We start from the raw sequence: 12,766 nt of genomic DNA on the forward strand, positions 1-12,766 counted from the left end.
ATCGCAATACTTATTGATGATAGATTGAGCTAAAAAAGTTTTTTAAATATTTTATAACAGGTCAAAAATGCAACTCTTTATTCTGTGCGGTGCAAGCAGTGAAATCGCTAAAGCCTATTTCACAACATTAAAAAAACAAATCAGTCGTGGTCATATCGTCACCATCAGCCGTAATAAATTTAATGCTAATTTTGATGAGACATCTAATAATGAAATCAGCCACCAGCATTTTACAACTGATTACTCAGAGCAAAGCTTAGGTGAAATTGCCAAAGAACTTGCCAGCAGCCAATATGACTTAGCTCAACTGATGATATTTAATGGCCTATTACATGATCCAGCTAATGCGCCTGAACGTAAACTTGAACAAATATCTGAGCAGCACTTTATCAATAGCATGCATACAAACGCCCTACTGCCAATTCGCTGTGTGACTTTATTCTCGACGCTTTTAAAGCCGCAAGTAGCAACAGTGATTTGTGCTATTAGTGCGCGGGTTGGCAGCATTAGTGATAATAATCTAGGCGGTTGGTATAGCTACCGTGCCTCGAAGGCAGCTTTAAATATGTTATTTAAATCTGCTGCGATCGAACTTAGCAGGCGCTATAAACAATGCCACTGCGTGTTATTTCACCCAGGTACCACTGATACTCCGCTATCAAAGCCGTTTCAGGCAAATGTACCCGAAGGAAAGTTATTTACCCCTGAGTTTGTAGCCGAGCAGCTGTATTCATTGATAAGTGATGCTGATTATTTACAACAATCATCCAGCCCAGCCTACTTTGACTGGCAAGGAAAACCCATAGACTGGTAACAGGAAAACCCATAGACTGGTAACAGGAAAATTATGCATTTAACAAAGCAAGCCATTGCAGATTTAGAAAGCCGCTACCGCGCCCATTTAATTAATAGTTTGTCGGGATTTAAAAGTGCTAACCTAGTCGGCACACAAGATAGTAACGGCCAAACTAATTTAGCCATTGTTAGTTCAGTATTTCATCTTGGCGCACATCCCCCTTTAGTGGGTATGATAATTCGCCCACATTCAGTGCCTCGCCACACCCTAGAGAACTTACTAGCGACTAAGCAATACACGATTAACCATGTCAACAAAGACATTTATAGCAAAGCGCACCAAACATCGGCACGCTACGATAAAGACGAGTCTGAATTTGATGCAACAGGGCTCACTACTCAATACCTAAATAACTTTACGGCGCCTTTTGTTAAAGAAAGTAAGCTTAAATATGCCCTTGAACTCAAAGAACACCACCACCTTGCCATCAATGGCACGGAACTTATCATAGGTGAAATAACTGATATCTACTTAGATGAGGCGTGTCTGCAAGAAGATGGCTTTGTCGATATTGAAGCCATTGGCACAGTGGCCGTTAGCGGGCTTGATAGTTACCATGTAACTGAACGCTTAGCCCGCTTAGCCTATGCTAAAAAATGAATCTTAGATTATGAATGGCTTAGGCGCATGGGTTAACACCTCAAAGCCAGATTCGGTGACAACTATGTCATCTTCTAGGCGCACACCACCATAGCCTGGTATATAAATGCCAGGCTCAATGGTGATCACATTTCCTACTTCAAGGTTGTAGTCTGTCAGTGTGTTGATAAATGGCACTTCATGTAAAAATAACCCCAAACCATGGCCAAGACCTTTACCTGCGTACTCGCCAAAGCCCGCATCAGCAATCACCTTGTTTGATATGCCATTTAAATCTAAACAATTAACGCCCGGTTTAACCATTTCAAGTGCTGCATTTTGTGCATCTAGAACAGTATTATAAATACGGGTTTGTTTTTCTGATGCTTCGCCAATAATGTAACTGCGAGTCATATCTGAGCGATAACCATTTACAACGGCACCAAAATCAAGCGTTACAAAATCACCTTGCTTTAACGCCTGATCTGAGGGATTACCATGTGGCAAGGCAGAGCGCTCTGCAAACAGCATAATGGTTGCAAACGACATACCCTCTGATCCTAGCTTTTGCATTCTAAATTCAAGCTCTAAGGCAAGATCACGTTCAGTTACACCCGGTTTAAAATAAGGTAGCGTTTGTGCTAATGCTTCATCAGCGATGGCTGCGGCAGCCTTGATTTGCGCCACTTCCCAGCTATCTTTAACGCGTCTTAGTTTTTCTATTAAGCCGTTTACTGCTGTTAAAGTATGGCCGCTAAGCTCATCTGCTACACCTTGCCAAATTGCTACTGTGACATAACTTGCATCAAATGCGACATGGCTGTTTGGGCTAAGGTGCCTGTTAATACAATGACCAAGAGTTTCGTTGTCTCTGTCTCGGCAAACAACTTCAAATCCTGTTGTTTCTGCAATTGCTCGTTGGTGGTATCTGTAATCAGTGATCAACACACAATCATTTTGAGTAATTAATGCATAAGCGGCATTACCACTAAAACCACTTAAGTAACGAATATTTTCATGACCTAGTACTAACATGGCGCTGTAACCTTGTTGTTCTAGCAAGGCTTTAAATTTAGCTTGTCTTTTTAAGTAATTAACTTGCATTGTCGCTCCTTATTTTTTGCGCATGCTAACAATAATCGCCACAAATACGAATATTATGCGATTAGTCGCAGTGAGTTTGCATCAGCTGTTTACTCAAGCCACAATGCACAAAAAACCAAGGAGTACACAATGACAACATATGGTATTGGCACACAAACGCCAGAGCAGGCGCTTGACTCTTTGTCAGATATGACAACAGATTTAACCCCTATTCAAAACGACGAATTTCATGCGCGTATCGCAAAAGCACAAGCGTATATGCAAGCAAACAATATTGACGCAATTTACTTAAATGCAGGTACTAACCTTGCCTATTTTACGGGTATGCGTTGGTACGCAAGTGAGCGTTTAGTTGGCGCGATTTTACCTGCTAAAGGTGATGTGCAATACATAGCACCATTTTTTGAAATCGGCAGCTTAAACGATTTTATGGTGATTGATGGCTCAATTCGAGGTTGGCAAGAGCACGAAAATCCTTACCAACTGTGTGTAGATGTACTTTCAGAAATGGGCATTAGCAAAAACGGCACCCTTGGTATTGATGAAAGCGCACAGTTTTTCATCTACGACGGCATTAATAAAGCTAATAGCAATTACAACATTGTTAACGCACAGTGCGTAACGGCTCACTGCCGCATGCACAAATCAGCCAGCGAACTTGCCCTAATGCAACGCGCTATGGACATGACCCTAGAAGTACACAAAGCAACGGCAAGTATGCTTTATGAAGGCATCACCACCACTGAGGTTGAAGCATTTATTAAAAAAGCCCACCAAAAGGTCGGCGCACCGGGTAACTATTTTTGTATTGTGTTATTTGGTGTTGCGTCGTCTTTCCCGCATGGTGTTAAAAACCCGCAAACCCTTAAAAAAGGTGACGTGGTACTGATTGATACTGGCTGTAAAGTGCATGATTACCTCTCAGACATTACCCGTACTTATGTATTTGGTGAAGCAACCGAACGTCAACGTATGTTTTGGCAGCACGAGAAAAATGCCCAACTTGCTGCTTTTGCTGCTGCAAAAAATGGTGAGCCATGTGGTAAAGTAGATGATGCTGCAAGACAGTACCTAGCCGAAAATGGCATGGGGCCAGAATATCAAACACCAGGCTGCCCACACAGAACAGGCCATGGCATTGGGTTAGATATTCATGAATGGCCATACTTAGTTGGTGGAAACCCTACCCCACTCGCAACAGGTATGTGTTTTAGTAATGAACCTATGATTGTCGTACCTGATGAGTTTGGTATTCGCTTAGAAGATCACTTTTATATGACAGACGAAGGCCCGCGCTGGTTTACCGAGCCGGCTCATAGCATTGATGACCCTTTTGGTTTAGCTAAATAAAATTTCAATCATTATCAAAAGGCCAGATTTCTGGCCTTTTTTGTATCTAAATTATTACAATCTTTAACAGTGTGTTTAGTTAAGAGGCAACCTATCAGCTCTTATCATGTTATGATTTTAAGAATTTAACTTAAATACCTAACATAATTACGGAGAATAAATGGGTTTACGTTTTAAGGTTCCAAATACCTTGATACTTCTGCTTAGCATGATGGTCGTTGCGCTTATTGCTACATGGTTAGTACCACAAGGTTTTTTCACTACCACATTAAGTGAATCTGGCCGCGAAATGGTCGTTGCAGGCACCTACCAAACGGTTGCTGAGCGGCATTACTTAACCCCATGGGATTTATTACAAGCCATACCTCGTGCTTTTGCTGCTGCTCAAGATGTTATTTTCTTTGTGTTAATTGTTGGTGGCGTATTAGCTATTGCACGTGCGACAGGCACTGTCGATGCACTTATTGGTAGGCTTTTAGAGCGCCACGGTAAAAAGCCGCAGCGGTTAATTTTTATGGTGGTGTTTTGCTTTGCCTTGGCATCAAGCAGCATCGGTACCGCCGGTGAATATATTCCTTTTGTTATTATTCTCGTCGCGCTTTGTAAAGCAATGCGCTTAGACGCAATGACCGCCGTGGGTATGATAGTCGCAGGTTATGGTATTGGTTATGGTGTTTCGGCATTTAACCCATTTACCGTATTAATCGCACAGCAAATTGCAGGTATTCCTGTTTACTCTGGCCTGTGGTTACGTTTAGCCATTTTTATTCCATTCGTGCTCATTGGTTTTCATCATGTTTGGCAATACACCAAAAAGGTAGCTAACGATCCGTCTAAATCGATGATGATTGGCGTGCCTTGTCCACTGGAAAATCAAACAGCAACAAGTTACCCTGCACTTGCCCTGCGCCATAAACTTATCTTAGGCAGCTTTATTATTACCCTTGCAATTGCAGTATGGGGCATCGCTACAAAGGGCTGGTACTTATACGAACTAGGCGGTGTTTTTATTGCTTGGGGTGTAGTTGTCGCCATTCTAGGCAAACTCTCTGCTGACGAAGCAGCAAACAAATTTATAGAAGGCGTATCTGATCTTGTTACCACCGCAGTGTTAATTGGTGTTGCACGGGGTATTGCCCTTATTTTAGAAGACGGTCAAATCCTGCATAGCCTTGTACATGGCATGTCGTTACCGCTTTCTTATGTATCAGCTGAAATATCTGCAATTGGCATGTTGGTTATTCAAACCCTACTCAATACCTTTATCCCTTCAGGTTCTGGGCAGGCTTATGTCACTATGCCACTAATGGCACCACTAGGTGATTTAGTCGGTGTACCAAGACAAGTTGCCGTGCTTGCTTATCAATTTGGAGATGGCTTTTCAAATATGATCATTCCTACCAATGCCGTACTTATGGGTATTTTAGGCATGGCAGGTGTACCTTACGGCCATTGGTTTAGATTCTGTTTACCACTGTTGATTAAACTAATGGTCGCAGCATCGGTTGTATTAGTTTTAGCAGTAATGTTTGGCTATGGCTTAGATGTGCAGCCCACACTTAATTAAGTTAGTAGAGTGAGCTAATTGGCTCCTACATTAAATGAATAATGCCCGCTAACACATATGTGTTAGCGTGGCTTTTTGCATTACTTGCCACGAAATATTGTCAGATGAAAAAGCTAATTATAAAAACTTCTGTACGAAAGCTTTTAACTCATCTTTTTCAGCTTCACTAGCAAATGAATTTGCCGGAATGATCAAGATTGTGGATTAACAATATACGTTATGGGTTCTTTAAATAGTTTGTGATGTACTTAGTGAAGATTCTTGAGCAGAAAACAAAGGTTTTACAGATTTAGCTTCTTCTTGATAACGATTTCTCGTATCCCATAAATCTACAGAGTGCTGGATATTAAGCCAAAACTCTGGGGTATTCCCTAACGATGCAGCAAGTTTAATTGCAAGGGGCGCTGTTAAGCTACCGCCATTAATCAAATTACTAACTGTATTTCTATGTACACCCATTGCTTCAGCTAAAATTTTTGATGTAATGCCCATAGGCTCCAAAAACTCTAGCTTGAGCATTTCACCTACACTCACAGGACGACGCTTTGTTATACGCATAACTCTTACCTCAATACTTATGAGGGTCTAAATAGGTGTTTTCTGCTACACCATCAACCCACTTAAAAATCAATCGATACTGTTTGTTCACTCGTATTGAACACCAATCTTTCAAGTTACCTTCAAGATGTTCAAACCGGTTACCTGGTGGTACTCTTAAGTCAGCTTCAGCCTTTGCTGCATCTAATATTTCTAGCTTACGATATAAAGCATTCTCGATAACCTTAGGGATTAATCGATGCCGCTTATCCTCTTCATAGAATGCTTCGAGCCACTCATCCTTAAAATCTACAGCCATATCCTTGCACTGTCCTATTGTGCATCAATATACAAATAGTAGCGCACAGTAGCAATGTGCACAACATATACGTTTAAAAATCACTCTGGGCACTTTTGTCGTGTATAAACTTATTCGTAGAAAACCATTTTTGGATATAAATGGGTTGGTGCTGAAGGACAGTTCTGTGCCAAAATCAGAAAATAAGCCATACCTTGATTATGTCCCAAAACAAGCTAGATTTTTAGTCTTAACGTTAACAACTTATTTAATTTGAGCTAATGTCTGTAGCATGTAATTAGATGTTTATTTATTCCGTCTAGGGGAAGTCATGGAAGAAAGCGTAATAATTGATGATGCAGCTATCAGTATATTTGAATATAGAGCAGATGAGTTGATTCTTTCAAATAGTCGAGATGAACTTATCGACTTTGTTTTAGCTATAGATAAGCCTCATTTTGTATTCGATGACGGGTTTATTGAAGTGAGATATTTCTACACATTAGCTAACTGTTATGCAACAGCTCATAAATATCATAATACTGATTGGTACTCTGATGATTTAACCAAAGCCATAATTAACTACCGAAAAGCCCTCCATATAATAAAATCTAACCCTTACCCAAATATTAATCATGTAAATCTACGCAGCCGTATCGTGACGAATTTAGCAAACTGGCTTAGCTCTCAGGGGCGTGGCCTGTGCTGTATTCCTCATTGGGACACTGCAATTGAACTTGATAACAACCCAGTTGCACTAATCAGTAAAGCCGAAAACGAGCTTTTTATTGCTCAACACCTCTATGATGAATCACATGTCTACTATCACTATTTTCAAGCTTATCAACTGATCTGTTTGGGTTTAAAGAATATTGATTTACTACATGATGAACAAAAAATTGCTTACGCAGAAGATGGTAAGTTCTTGGTTTTTAAAGCTTGGTTTGAATCGAATTTTAAGTTATCTGATTTTGATGGTTATAAAACTTTCAAAGAAGAAACTGAAACACGTAAACAACGCGATTATTTAAAATGGTGTGGTGATAATCATTTATTTCTTAATGACTTAAATGACGTGTGTACAAACGAAATTGTTTATCAAGACATACTCACAATGCCTAGCTTTTCTCAAATGATTAATAAGTCATTGGCTATGCATGAAGAGCTAATATACCACGGCAACTTTGATGAAATAAAAAATGACTATTGCTATGCTCGTTATTTAATTTTTACCGCTAAAGGCATACCTAATTATCAAGAGCATTTTTTCAATAAAACATATCCACACATTGATGACTCAGCTCATACAATAACCAATTTAAAAGTGAATCATTATAAAAGTGCTTTCAGAACCTTATATTCAATTTTTGATAAAATTGCTTATTTGCTAAATTCATTTTTTAACCTAAATGAAGTTGATGCAAAAATATACTTTCATAACATTTTTGGTGAATTGAAAAAGGGTAAACTGAAACCACATAAGAAGCTTGTTGATAGTCAAAACTGCTTTTTACACGCACTGTTCTATATTCTTAAAGACATTAGAGACTCTAACCAGAAAGATGCGAATTGCGATACAGCATCAAGATGGTTAGATCCTGACGCTAAATCTTTTTCAGAGGTCAGAAATGCAATGGAGCATCGTTCTCTAAAGATCGTTGATGAGTTTGGTCATTCCCTCACACAGAGTGATATTGAATTTCACAAACCTCTAGTAGAAGAGCTTAAAGATGAAGCTGAACTACTCCAATGTAAACTAGAAGAACTTTATATCGAGATCGCCAAAGCTAAGAGAATGGATGACACCGTATTAAAAGCTAAACTAGAAAAACAAAAAGAGCACCTAGAAAACAAGCTGGAAAGTGTTAGAAATATGCTTCATGAAAAACACAAGCGTTCTAGTTATTCCCTGCTCATTACTGATGCTGAGTTTGAGTCTCGCCTATTCACACTGATAAAACTTGTCAGAAACTCTATCATGTACCTCTCATTTGCAATCCATCTAGATCAGTGTAACAAATCTAATGACGGGGCTTTGATGATGCCAAGGAATGTCCCGTTAAAAGAAGACTGGTAAGAATATATTTACCATATATTCATTAAAATTTATATGAAGTATTTCTAATGTGAACAACCCTATATAGCACAAAATCTAACACATTTATGTCCATATCTTAGCCGCAGGTATCAGCGAACTATTCTCATAGTGACTTTTAAAAAAGGAGGTCACAATGAAACCACAACAAAACAACGGTGCAACTGGCGTTAAACGTCCTTTCAAACTTGAAGAAATATGGCGTATTCGCACCCGAATAGAAATTCAAAATAACCTAATGCAGCTAGCGTTACTTAATTTGGCTATAGATAGTAAATTAAGATCATGTGATTTGCTGTCCTTAAAAGTTCGAGATGTCGCTACCCAAGATCAAGTTTTTGAGAGGGTTCAATGGACACAGAAGAAAACAGGGATCGAAGTTCAATTTGAGATAACTCCGAGAACACAACAAAGTATTAGCCGTTGGGTGCAAGAAGTTAAATTGCAACCTAATGATTATTTGTTTCGGAGTTTACGATGCTCTAATCAACCAATCAGCTATTCATATTACAGGTCTATCATAAGGAGTTGGGCTGAACAGTTAGGTCTTGATTCTGACCTATATGGAACTCATTCAATGCGAAGAACCAAAGCGACTTTGGTTTATGCTCGAACCAAAATATACGGGCCGTTCAGTTACTACTTGGTCATACAAAAATTGATAACACCATCAGATACTTGGGAATAGAGATTGAAGACGCGATTAAGATATCAATAGAAACCGATTGTTGATTTAACACAGGTAGTGTTCTTGTGCTGCCTTCGTCCCCAGATGAGTTAACGTAAATGCTCTTATTTTTGGTTTATAAATCAAGTTTTATCCTTTTTTTCATTGAAATATAACACTACTTGTTTAGTATTAAATATGTACAGCGTGTCACTTGTAGAAACAACTTAAAATAGCAGTATGAGTTTGCTGCAAGCGAGGATAAAAAATTACTGGTTATTAAAATCAGTTTTTCAAGGAGAAAGTGATGTTTAAGTATCTTATGGTCTGTATGACCATACTTGTTTTTAGTCTACCCAGCTATGCTGCTGATAAACCCAATGTGCTTGTTATCTGGGGTGATGATGTTGGCATGTGGAATATTAGTGCCTACCATCGTGGTATGATGGGAGGAAGTACTCCTAACATAGATAGCATCGCCAATGATGGCATGATATTTATGGATCACTACGCACAAGCTTCTTGTACCGCAGGGCGTGCAGCATTTATCACAGGTCAGTACCCGATGCGTACAGGACTTAGTACGGTAGGTCTTCCTGGTGCTCCACAAGGCTTGCAGAAGAAAGATCCAACACTCGCAACTATGCTTAAATCCAAAGGTTATGTAACAGGTCAGTTCGGCAAAAACCATTTAGGTGATCTTGATGAACACTTACCTACTAATCATGGTTTCGATGAGTTCTTTGGTATTTTGTATCACCTCAACGCAGGTGAATATGTTGAGCAGCAAGATTATCCGCAAGACGCTAAAACACAAGAAAAATTCGGCTTAAAAATGCGTGGTGTGATCCACTCTAAGGCACTAGGTAATGGTAAGCAAGAAATTAAAGATTTAGGACAGTTTGGTAAAGAACGTCAGCGTAACCTAGATCAAGAGGTACTTGTAGAATCAAAACGTTTTATTCGTGATGCTGTAAAACAAGATAAGCCTTTCTTTGTTTGGCATAACACCACACGTATGCACTATCAAACTAACTTAAATAAAGATTATGATGGTAAGACTGGCTATGGCTTATACGCTGATGGTATGGCCGAAATGGATGATGATGTGGGCGAATTGCTTAACTTGCTTGATGAGTTAAAAATCACAGACAACACGATAGTGATGTTTTCGACTGATAATGGCGCAGCATCAAACTCTTGGCCTGATGGTGGTAACCAACCATTCCACGGTGAAAAAGGCGTTGGTGGCTGGGAAGGTGGTTTCAGAGTGCCATTAGTCGTTAAGTGGCCTGGTCACATTCCTAAAGGTGTAAGCACTGGTGAGTTCATGACAATGGAAGATTGGATGCCTACAATTATGTCATGGGTGGGTGATAAAGACCTCAAAGCTAATTTATTGAAAGGCACTAAAATTAATGGTCAAAAGTATAAAGTGCATTTAGACGGCTTTGATCAAAGTGATATCTTACTAAAAAACGGTAAAACAAAGCGTAAAGAGTTTTATTATTTCACCGAAACTACTTTCCATGGCATGCGTTATGGTGATTGGAAGCTTATTTTCACTGAGCAGAACCACTGGTTTAGATCAACACAAGATGCACTTACTTCTCCTTACATTATTAACTTAAAAATGGATCCATTTGAACGCTTTATTGATGCTCGGGGTTATGATGAATGGGCAGAAAACCGTAGTTGGATTTTAGGCCCCGCAGGTAATCAAATTTCAGAATTTGTGAAAACCTTTAAAGCTTTCCCACCAAGCCAAGAAAGTATGTCTGTACAGGTTGGAAGTGTCGCTGAAATGATTTCACAGCAAGCACTCAATCGTTAGTAATGATTTAAATCACAGATTACAAATAAGAAGAGCTTCAGACTAATGCTGTTCACTTAATGTGAGCGGCATTTTTTTTATGGATAACACCTAGGTCGTTTTTCGAGCTTCATGAAATACTCTTTCTTGTGATGTTTCATCGGATTCTTACTTATAGAACAGATTGTTCAATTGAACTAGCAGTTGATTTCTAAATTGATCGGTATTAAATTGTAATGCTCTGCTTTTTACACAAAAAATAAAATTTCCATTACTAGTTGTTTAGATTTAAATCTTTAATCGTCTAAGAAAATTAAAACTGTCAACGGTAGTTGTTGAAACAAAACCGTCTTCGCTCTAACTTATATTTGACCAAAGGCGTGTTATAAATATAACTCGCCTTTGCCCCAAAATCGTTTTGTTAGGTTATAGTTGCCAATACAAGGGGGACCCAAACACTTCTATGTAGTAGTCAATAATGGCTTTAGCATTAATTGATGGATAACGAGCATTCGGGTATATTGCAGCAATGGTTTGAGTTTCAGTAGTAATTGATGAATCAACATCAGTGAAAAGCTTAACTAGTTTACCCTCCGATAGACTATCTGCAATAAGCCAATCTGGGAACAATACTATTCCCATACCATTTAAAGCTGCGCTGAGCAGAGACTCGGCGTTGTTCGATCTTAAAGTAGGGGTGATCGGACAGTGAATCCACAAACCTTCGGGTTGCCTAAAATACCAACGATTTGGACCTGATGAGCCACTATAGACGAGACATTTATGTGTAACTAAGTCTTCTGGTTTTTTAGGCTCACCATATTTTTGAATGTATTTGGGTGATGCAGTAAGGTGATAACTCTGCTCTCCCACAATACGTGCTCGTAATGATGAATCGTTAAGCGTACCAATCCGAAATATAACATCTGAAGCATCTTTCATCGGATCAATGTAATCATCTGTAAAAGTTAACTCTATTTCTAACTCTGGATATTTTTCGCTTAGATTAGCAAGGGCTGGAGCTATATGCTTTTGACCAAAAAATACTGGCGCGTTTATCCGAGCAAGTCCTGAGGGTTCTCGTAACCTTTCACTTAACTCTTGTTGTGCATCATGAAAATTTAAAGCCATTGCACGCGCATGCTTTATGAATAGGTTACCGCTTTCAGTTGGTATTATCGCACGAGTGTTCCTATAAAATAATTGATGTCCAAGCGCATCTTCAAGATTGTGTATAACACGAGACACTTGAGAGGCAGAAATGCCTTCCTGTCTGGCCACACTCGAAAAATTTTTTAACTCATACACTTTGATGAAAATTAATAGGCTTTTAAGGTTTATAGATTCAAAACTATTCATTTGTGCATTTTGTGCAAAGGTATTTCAATAATAATGGCATTTTTATCATCAATCGAAAAGTGTATTCTCATCCATCTTAAAAAATGGTTAAGGTTTTATATGCAACTCTTTTTAATTTTGATTGTTATCGCAGGTGGTATGGGGCTTTCCATTGAAGCCGGATTACTTGGCCCTTTGGGAACACAAGTTGGCGATTTGTGGGCAACATTTAGTATTTTCGCCGTTGGGGCTGCATTAACATTTTTGTTGATGTTGTTTTTTAGCCCCCGTAATAGTGCATCTTTTTTCACTCAGCCATCATGGCAACTGTCAGGTGGGGTATTAGGTGTCGTTTATGTCGTTATTCTTACTGTTGCGACGCCTAAAATAGGTATTGCTATGACGATGATTGGTATTTTAGCTGGGCAAATCTCTAAAAGTTTAATTATCGATCACTTTGGCCTATTCGGTAACCCTCATAGAAGAATCGACAATAGACGAATTATTGCACTCATTTTCATCATTATCGCCTTAGCGATGGTTGCACAAGGTTAGCACTTCT

The 12,766-nt window shown here is 39.1% G+C and carries 11 protein-coding genes and 2 pseudogenes; 8 read left to right on the forward strand and 5 right to left on the reverse strand.

The genetic code is table 11. The features are described from left to right. Positions 1 to 67: 67 nt before the first annotated feature. Positions 68 to 814: an SDR family NAD(P)-dependent oxidoreductase gene (locus AAEU31_RS03890; protein ID WP_421966504.1), complete on the forward strand. Its 747-nt coding sequence runs from the start codon at positions 68 to 70 to the stop codon at positions 812 to 814. A gap of 33 nt (positions 815 to 847) precedes the next feature. Then, positions 848 to 1,456, forward strand: coding sequence for a flavin reductase family protein (locus AAEU31_RS03895; RefSeq protein WP_421966505.1), 609 nt, complete (start codon positions 848 to 850; stop codon positions 1,454 to 1,456). Positions 1,457 to 1,459: 3 nt separating this feature from the next. Here the strand turns inward: AAEU31_RS03895 and AAEU31_RS03900 are convergent, their stop codons facing one another. Next, the gene (locus AAEU31_RS03900; RefSeq protein WP_421966506.1) at positions 1,460 to 2,539 is read right to left on the reverse strand and encodes a M24 family metallopeptidase; all 1,080 of its coding nucleotides are present in this window, start codon (positions 2,537 to 2,539) and stop codon (positions 1,460 to 1,462) included. A gap of 129 nt (positions 2,540 to 2,668) precedes the next feature. Here AAEU31_RS03900 and AAEU31_RS03905 point away from each other — a divergent pair, with 129 nt between their 5' ends. Together AAEU31_RS03905 and AAEU31_RS03910 are read left to right on the forward strand one after the other, a co-directional pair. Next, the gene (locus AAEU31_RS03905) at positions 2,669 to 3,889 is read left to right on the forward strand and encodes a M24 family metallopeptidase (protein ID WP_421966507.1); all 1,221 of its coding nucleotides are present in this window, start codon (positions 2,669 to 2,671) and stop codon (positions 3,887 to 3,889) included. A gap of 160 nt (positions 3,890 to 4,049) precedes the next feature. After that, positions 4,050 to 5,456 (forward strand): YfcC family protein, encoded by a 1,407-nt coding sequence (locus tag AAEU31_RS03910; RefSeq protein ID WP_421966508.1) that lies wholly within the window; start codon positions 4,050 to 4,052, stop codon positions 5,454 to 5,456. 228 nt (positions 5,457 to 5,684) lie between these two features. Here the strand turns inward: AAEU31_RS03910 and AAEU31_RS03915 are convergent, their stop codons facing one another. Both AAEU31_RS03915 and AAEU31_RS03920 read right to left on the reverse strand, forming a co-directional pair. Further along, positions 5,685 to 6,014: a HigA family addiction module antitoxin gene (locus AAEU31_RS03915; RefSeq protein ID WP_199526913.1), complete on the reverse strand. Its 330-nt coding sequence runs from the start codon at positions 6,012 to 6,014 to the stop codon at positions 5,685 to 5,687. A gap of 10 nt (positions 6,015 to 6,024) precedes the next feature. Then, the gene (locus AAEU31_RS03920; RefSeq protein ID WP_421966509.1) at positions 6,025 to 6,312 is read right to left on the reverse strand and encodes a type II toxin-antitoxin system RelE/ParE family toxin; all 288 of its coding nucleotides are present in this window, start codon (positions 6,310 to 6,312) and stop codon (positions 6,025 to 6,027) included. Between the two features lie 310 nt (positions 6,313 to 6,622). On the opposite strand from AAEU31_RS03920, the gene AAEU31_RS03925 reads away from it, so the two are divergent. The 3 genes and pseudogenes from AAEU31_RS03925 (at position 6,623) to AAEU31_RS03935 (ending at position 10,887) form a co-directional block, all read left to right on the forward strand. Further along, positions 6,623 to 8,368 carry an LA2681 family HEPN domain-containing protein gene (locus AAEU31_RS03925; protein WP_421966510.1) on the forward strand — a complete coding sequence of 582 codons (1,746 nt, stop codon included), beginning with the start codon at positions 6,623 to 6,625 and terminating at the stop codon, positions 8,366 to 8,368. Positions 8,369 to 8,522: 154 nt separating this feature from the next. Next, positions 8,523 to 9,118: pseudogene (locus AAEU31_RS03930) on the forward strand (tyrosine-type recombinase/integrase). 242 nt (positions 9,119 to 9,360) lie between these two features. After that, positions 9,361 to 10,887: an arylsulfatase gene (locus AAEU31_RS03935; RefSeq protein WP_421966511.1), complete on the forward strand. Its 1,527-nt coding sequence runs from the start codon at positions 9,361 to 9,363 to the stop codon at positions 10,885 to 10,887. A 405-nt stretch (positions 10,888 to 11,292) separates the two neighbouring features. Here AAEU31_RS03935 and AAEU31_RS03940 read toward each other — a convergent pair whose 3' ends face one another. Both AAEU31_RS03940 and AAEU31_RS03945 read right to left on the reverse strand, forming a co-directional pair. Beyond that, positions 11,293 to 11,997: a substrate binding domain-containing protein gene (locus AAEU31_RS03940; RefSeq protein ID WP_421966606.1), complete on the reverse strand. Its 705-nt coding sequence runs from the start codon at positions 11,995 to 11,997 to the stop codon at positions 11,293 to 11,295. Between the two features lie 39 nt (positions 11,998 to 12,036). After that, positions 12,037 to 12,225 (reverse strand): annotated as a pseudogene (locus tag AAEU31_RS03945) (helix-turn-helix domain-containing protein); the annotation flags it as partial. Positions 12,226 to 12,258: 33 nt separating this feature from the next. Here AAEU31_RS03945 and AAEU31_RS03950 point away from each other — a divergent pair. Further along, a complete protein-coding gene (locus tag AAEU31_RS03950; RefSeq protein WP_421966512.1) occupies positions 12,259 to 12,759 on the forward strand; it encodes a DMT family transporter in 501 nt (166 codons plus the stop codon). Positions 12,760 to 12,766 lie beyond the last annotated feature (7 nt).

It is taken from the genome of Pseudoalteromonas thalassia (genome assembly GCF_049257215.1).
GTDB lineage: Bacteria > Pseudomonadota > Gammaproteobacteria > Enterobacterales > Alteromonadaceae > Pseudoalteromonas > Pseudoalteromonas lipolytica_C.

What these genes read in the sequence shown, in the direction of transcription:
- AAEU31_RS03890 (WP_421966504.1), top strand. Translation starts at nt 68, where the DNA reads ATGCAACTCTTTATTCTGTGCGGTGCAAGCAGTGAAATCGCTAAAGCC.
- AAEU31_RS03895 (WP_421966505.1), top strand. Translation starts at nt 848, where the DNA reads ATGCATTTAACAAAGCAAGCCATTGCAGATTTAGAAAGCCGCTACCGC.
- AAEU31_RS03900 (WP_421966506.1), bottom strand. Translation starts at nt 2,539, where the DNA reads ATGCAAGTTAATTACTTAAAAAGACAAGCTAAATTTAAAGCCTTGCTA.
- AAEU31_RS03905 (WP_421966507.1), top strand. Translation starts at nt 2,669, where the DNA reads ATGACAACATATGGTATTGGCACACAAACGCCAGAGCAGGCGCTTGAC.
- AAEU31_RS03910 (WP_421966508.1), top strand. Translation starts at nt 4,050, where the DNA reads ATGGGTTTACGTTTTAAGGTTCCAAATACCTTGATACTTCTGCTTAGC.
- AAEU31_RS03915 (WP_199526913.1), bottom strand. Translation starts at nt 6,014, where the DNA reads ATGCGTATAACAAAGCGTCGTCCTGTGAGTGTAGGTGAAATGCTCAAG.
- AAEU31_RS03920 (WP_421966509.1), bottom strand. Translation starts at nt 6,312, where the DNA reads ATGGCTGTAGATTTTAAGGATGAGTGGCTCGAAGCATTCTATGAAGAG.
- AAEU31_RS03925 (WP_421966510.1), top strand. Translation starts at nt 6,623, where the DNA reads ATGGAAGAAAGCGTAATAATTGATGATGCAGCTATCAGTATATTTGAA.
- AAEU31_RS03935 (WP_421966511.1), top strand. Translation starts at nt 9,361, where the DNA reads ATGTTTAAGTATCTTATGGTCTGTATGACCATACTTGTTTTTAGTCTA.
- AAEU31_RS03940 (WP_421966606.1), bottom strand. Translation starts at nt 11,997, where the DNA reads ATGGCTTTAAATTTTCATGATGCACAACAAGAGTTAAGTGAAAGGTTA.
- AAEU31_RS03950 (WP_421966512.1), top strand. Translation starts at nt 12,259, where the DNA reads ATGGCATTTTTATCATCAATCGAAAAGTGTATTCTCATCCATCTTAAA.